Origin of the sequence: Okeania sp. SIO2B9 (assembly GCF_010672505.1) — a bacterium.
GTDB classification, from domain to species: Bacteria; Cyanobacteriota; Cyanobacteriia; order Cyanobacteriales; family Microcoleaceae; genus Okeania; species Okeania hirsuta.
The window spans coordinates 1-4,187 of the sequence record NZ_JAAHGK010000665.1 but is presented as its reverse complement, the minus strand read 5'-3'; the positions used below and the strand labels follow the sequence as shown (position 1 = coordinate 4,187).

The window sequence follows — 4,187 nt, the reverse complement described above, 5'->3', positions numbered from 1 at the left end:
AAAAACGTAGCCATGATATTGTAGTTGAGTTTAGTATTATTGATGAATTATTCCCACCATTAAAAGGTATTGTTCGTAATTTAGGTGTTTGTTATCCTGCCGATAATAAAACCTTACAAGTCGAATTTACTGGAGGAACTTTAACTCCACAAAAGGGTGAAAATTTGTTAATTTGGAAAGATATATTTAGTCAACGATAAATTATCAAAGAAAGGGTTGAAAGAACAATTAATGTCTGTATTTTTAAAGTTGATATTTGGGTTAGTGCCACCCAAAGGCATGAATACAGAAACAGGAGAAATTTCTTTTACAATGAAGCGATCGCCTAAAGGTCCTTTAGAAGTGCTTTATTTAGATGAAGAACTTCGCATTACACGGGGAGAAAAGGGAACTGTTCTAGTTTGTGAGCGACAGCATAAATAGTCGATCAAAGCTCAAATTTGAGTATTTAATTTATGAAGATGTCTAATAGATATAGCGCTGCGCGCAGGCAACAGGCAATAGGCAACAGGCAACAGGCAACAGCTCATCTGGGGGAATAAAAAACCGTTTGCGCAAGCATTCCGTAGGAATCATATAAGACTTTTAGCTATTGGACACCTCCTGCAATTTGTAAATATGCCAGCGCACATTGCTATATCTCCACAAAAGAGGGAGTGGTAGGGACGTTCCATGCAACGTCCGTACAGAGTAGGGGGAAAGAATTAATAATTTCTGTGCGATAATTGATTTGATTTTTTATTATTGGAGATGTCTATTGATATAGTCAAAACATACCGTACAACCCTTTGCTGACATGACGAGTTACTGGAGTAATATGGCAATGATAGAGATGAACGCCAAAAGGTTGAGCGTCAAATTCATAAATGGTTGTTTTCCCATGACGCACTGGACGCACTCCATCTACTTCTGCTGGATGAATGCCATGGAAGTGCATTGTGTGGGCGTGACCACCTTCGTTCTCGAAAATTATTCTGACTCTTTCCCCTTCTGTTGCTCTTAATGTTGGCCCAGGCACCCGACCATTATAGTTCCAACTAATAAAGGATACTGCTTGATTTAGTTGTAATTTAGAATTAATTGCTTTAATCTGAAATTCTCGGATTTGACGACCGTTTTCTTGTTTGATAATTCCATAATCAAATTCTCTTAGGGTATTTGTAGGATTTAATTCTATAGTAGAGTTGTTGGGAATTAAGCTAAAAAAAAGGCTAAAACCCTTATTGGTCAAAGTTTATAGCGTTTTTAAGTCCTAGAATCCTGAAAACCTTATAGAATAAGCTTTTGAGCATTGTTCAATTTTTATTTCCCAACAACTCTAGTATTGATGGCTGCCCTAGCTTCGAGTGATGATGACAATGCAGGTATAATATATTGAGTGGTAATGCCAGCTAAAGTTACTCCACTACCTACTAAACCTAGCTTTAAGAATTGCCGTCTGTTCCAAATTACTGATTTTTCTGGCTCTAGGGGATTAGCCATAGTTATAGAAAGTTATTGACACTTTTTATTAAAAAGTCAATAATTAAAATATAGTTATTTTCTATTTTTTTCAATAAGTAGGGATAAAAGTAATTCTGCTTACCTATATTTTTTGATTGATATTTGCTTGAGAAGATGAGGAGGAATTTTATATAAATAATTATTGGTTAAGCAATGTTATTTTCTAAGGTTGATGGGGAGAGGTAACAAACCTACCCCATCTCTGGTGTTGCTCAGAAAAGCTATTTAGTGCGATCGCATCAAAAAAATTAGGTTTATAAAAACGGATGCTTAGTTTCTAGAAACCGTTACGACCCCAGACTACCATCGAAATAGAGAAGCCGAACACAACTAAAAGTGAAACCCAGCCTAATGACAAAATATCCATAACTACATTTAGAAAAAGGTAAACATTTACTTCAAATTTTATAATATTTGATTTAGGGTATTTTGACTATCAAAAGTATCAAACAGAATAATAATATTAAGTTTATCGCAATTTGCGTATCAATTTAAGTATCTTAACCAGTCTTGAAAACAATAGTAAGATAAGTGAGACAAAAAACTGATGGTTGATACCCTTCGGTGGTAATCAATAATATGATATATGGTCAAATACTCATCAAATTTTACCTTTGCTGAAAGAATAGAATCTCTAAAAGCAGGAACTATAGCTGGTATTTCCCTATTTTTAACCTCTGGGGCGATCGCTTTCGGCAACAGCCTATTTTTGGCCCATAAGTTTGAGTTATTGGCAGATTTAGAAATTATAGCTCTAGGCTGGAATTTTTTGTTTCAGTGCGCCATTGCTTTTATTAGTGGTTTTCTGTTTGGCGTGACTTATCGTTATATTATCCGTCAGGACAGCAACCCCCATCTAAAATCCGGAGCAGTCGTGGCCTTTGGCAGTGTCAGAGGTTTGGGACAAATTGATGTGGGATTAAGTTATGAGGATAGGTTTCTTGATTTATGGCCTTTAATGGTCTTGGGTATAGAAAGTGTAGTGGCTTTTGCTGTGGCTGGCCTTGTTTTGGATTGGAGTATTAATCAAAAGTGGATAAAATCTTTTCCTTCTGTTCCTTCTCTACCTAATGAAGATGAATAAATATTTAGGGCGTTGGTGAATTACTGTATGATATTAACCTTAATTACTTAGGGCTTGCTGATTAAATATAAAAGCATTGACATATAAAGACAAGTGCCTTTTTGGGAACGAAAAAAGTGCGCCTGTTTCAGCTCTTCACGCTCAAAAAGTTAGTATTTTAGGCGCATAGTTGGGCAGAAAAATCATTCTTACAAAACGCCCGCTCCTACTTCCTCGCTCCCGACCCTTTTCTCCTGTCTCCTGTCTCCTGTCTCCTGTTTCCTACCCCTACTAAAATACTTTTTCAGCAAACCCTACTTAGGAGTCAGGAGGACCGAGTCAGGAGAAAGAAATGTGCTTTTCGGTCAATTCAGTAAAGACAATATCTAATCTTGCCATTCAAATAATTACTCTTAATTTACCTAAATTACTGATTTCATACCTCCAATCACCAATGGCATATTTAGCAATAAAAAAGCGGATGATTTTTGGTAAATAATCACAAAAATTTTCTCAAAATAGTTGATATTTTTCTTTGGTATTGGAGAAAAATGAAGCAATCCGATTGCTCTTTCTCTAATCCTAAATAATATGTAATTTCTGGGCAGATATTCACATTTTTTAGACGGATTGCTATGATAATTTTAGAGATTTACTCTAGGTTATATTAATCAACTGTAGTCACGCAACATTTTTTTGATTTCCATATTATGTAACTCTTCTTGACCAATCATGGTACGAGCATATTCTTCTAAATATATACTTGCGTTTTCTACAACTTGCAAGAAGCTTTTATATAGTTGTAAAGCTTTAGCTTCATGGTTAAGGCTTTCCTTTAAAAGGTCTGGTACTGAATGTTGATTTGTTTCTTCAATTGGAGCAACTTTTAATGTGGGGTGACCTTCTAAACCTGTTAATATTTCTCCTGCTTGTTGAGCATGAAGTAAAGATTCATTTGCTTGGGCTTGAAAAAATTGTACAATTGGTATGCGATTAGGTCCTGTTACCATTAGGGAGTAGTGAGTATAGCGCACTACTCCTGCTAGTTCAAATTCCATAATAGAGTTTAATAACTCTACAGCTTTTTGTGTATTAAGTTCTATCATTTTAGTTTCTCAAGTCTTAATTTTTTCTGCTTAATTTTCACTTCTGAATTATATACATTTAATCAACAAAATACATTATTTTAACTTTTATTTAAGATTGAAATATATTAATTTTCTCTATAGATAATTTCAATACAAAACCTTTTTCTACCCCTACTACTAAGTTACTACTAAGTAAATAAGGAATATATTAGTAGGGGTAAATAGTACAATAAAAAAAACTTTTTTAAAATTAATTTTCTTCTGGTACTGGGGTAGGTTTTGCCACAGTTATATCATTCTTCACAAAGTCTAATTGTTGAGGACTAATAACTTCTTTGACCGCCAGTTCATTAATATCTTTGTAAGGACGATTTTCTTTAATTTTTTCTGGTAGCTCCGGTATGTTTAACTTGATTGCTAATAGTTTAAATTCACCAGTATCTACTGCTACTGACAACATGAGCAAAATAGATATAAATGATGCTTCAGACTCAGACTTAAAAAAATTAGCAATCAAGTTAAACATACCGGAG

Annotated in this window: 7 protein-coding genes and 1 pseudogene; 3 read left to right on the top strand and 5 right to left on the bottom strand. The window is 34.5% G+C overall.

Features of this window, described 5'->3' with window-relative positions; translation table 11 throughout:
* Both F6K13_RS21175 and F6K13_RS21170 read left to right on the top strand, forming a co-directional pair.
* A pseudogene (locus F6K13_RS21175) lies at window positions 1–200 on the top strand (fimbrial protein); the annotation flags it as partial.
* Between the two features lie 31 nt (window positions 201–231).
* A complete protein-coding gene (locus F6K13_RS21170) occupies window positions 232–423 on the top strand; it encodes a PAP/fibrillin family protein (protein WP_287241505.1) in 192 nt (63 codons plus the stop codon).
* A 343-nt stretch (window positions 424–766) separates the two neighbouring features.
* Here the strand turns inward: F6K13_RS21170 and F6K13_RS21165 are convergent, their stop codons facing one another.
* The 3 genes from F6K13_RS21165 to petN form a co-directional block, all read right to left on the bottom strand.
* Window positions 767–1,231 (bottom strand): multicopper oxidase domain-containing protein, encoded by a 465-nt coding sequence (locus tag F6K13_RS21165; protein WP_338043167.1) that lies wholly within the window; start codon window positions 1,229–1,231, stop codon window positions 767–769.
* A gap of 71 nt (window positions 1,232–1,302) precedes the next feature.
* Window positions 1,303–1,482, bottom strand: coding sequence for a hypothetical protein (locus F6K13_RS21160; protein WP_192901101.1), 180 nt, complete (start codon window positions 1,480–1,482; stop codon window positions 1,303–1,305).
* Between the two features lie 298 nt (window positions 1,483–1,780).
* Complete coding sequence (gene petN, locus F6K13_RS21155) at window positions 1,781–1,870, bottom strand: cytochrome b6-f complex subunit PetN (RefSeq protein ID WP_124144543.1); 90 nt, start codon at window positions 1,868–1,870, stop codon at window positions 1,781–1,783.
* A gap of 219 nt (window positions 1,871–2,089) precedes the next feature.
* Between petN and F6K13_RS21150 the strand changes: the two genes are divergently transcribed.
* Entirely contained in the window at window positions 2,090–2,587 is a 498-nt protein-coding gene (locus F6K13_RS21150; RefSeq protein ID WP_124144542.1) for a hypothetical protein, read from the top strand.
* Window positions 2,588–3,237: 650 nt separating this feature from the next.
* Here the strand turns inward: F6K13_RS21150 and F6K13_RS21145 are convergent.
* The gene (locus F6K13_RS21145; protein WP_124154429.1) at window positions 3,238–3,672 is read right to left on the bottom strand and encodes a bacterioferritin; all 435 of its coding nucleotides are present in this window, start codon (window positions 3,670–3,672) and stop codon (window positions 3,238–3,240) included.
* A gap of 232 nt (window positions 3,673–3,904) precedes the next feature.
* The coding region (locus F6K13_RS21140; RefSeq protein ID WP_287288288.1) for a hypothetical protein at window positions 3,905–4,187 on the bottom strand (283 nt) is incomplete at its 5' end.

What these genes read in the sequence shown, in the direction of transcription:
- F6K13_RS21160 (WP_192901101.1), bottom strand. Translation starts at nt 1,482, where the DNA reads ATGGCTAATCCCCTAGAGCCAGAAAAATCAGTAATTTGGAACAGACGG.
- F6K13_RS21170 (WP_287241505.1), top strand. Translation starts at nt 232, where the DNA reads ATGTCTGTATTTTTAAAGTTGATATTTGGGTTAGTGCCACCCAAAGGC.
- petN (WP_124144543.1), bottom strand. Translation starts at nt 1,870, where the DNA reads ATGGATATTTTGTCATTAGGCTGGGTTTCACTTTTAGTTGTGTTCGGC.
- F6K13_RS21150 (WP_124144542.1), top strand. Translation starts at nt 2,090, where the DNA reads ATGGTCAAATACTCATCAAATTTTACCTTTGCTGAAAGAATAGAATCT.
- F6K13_RS21145 (WP_124154429.1), bottom strand. Translation starts at nt 3,672, where the DNA reads ATGATAGAACTTAATACACAAAAAGCTGTAGAGTTATTAAACTCTATT.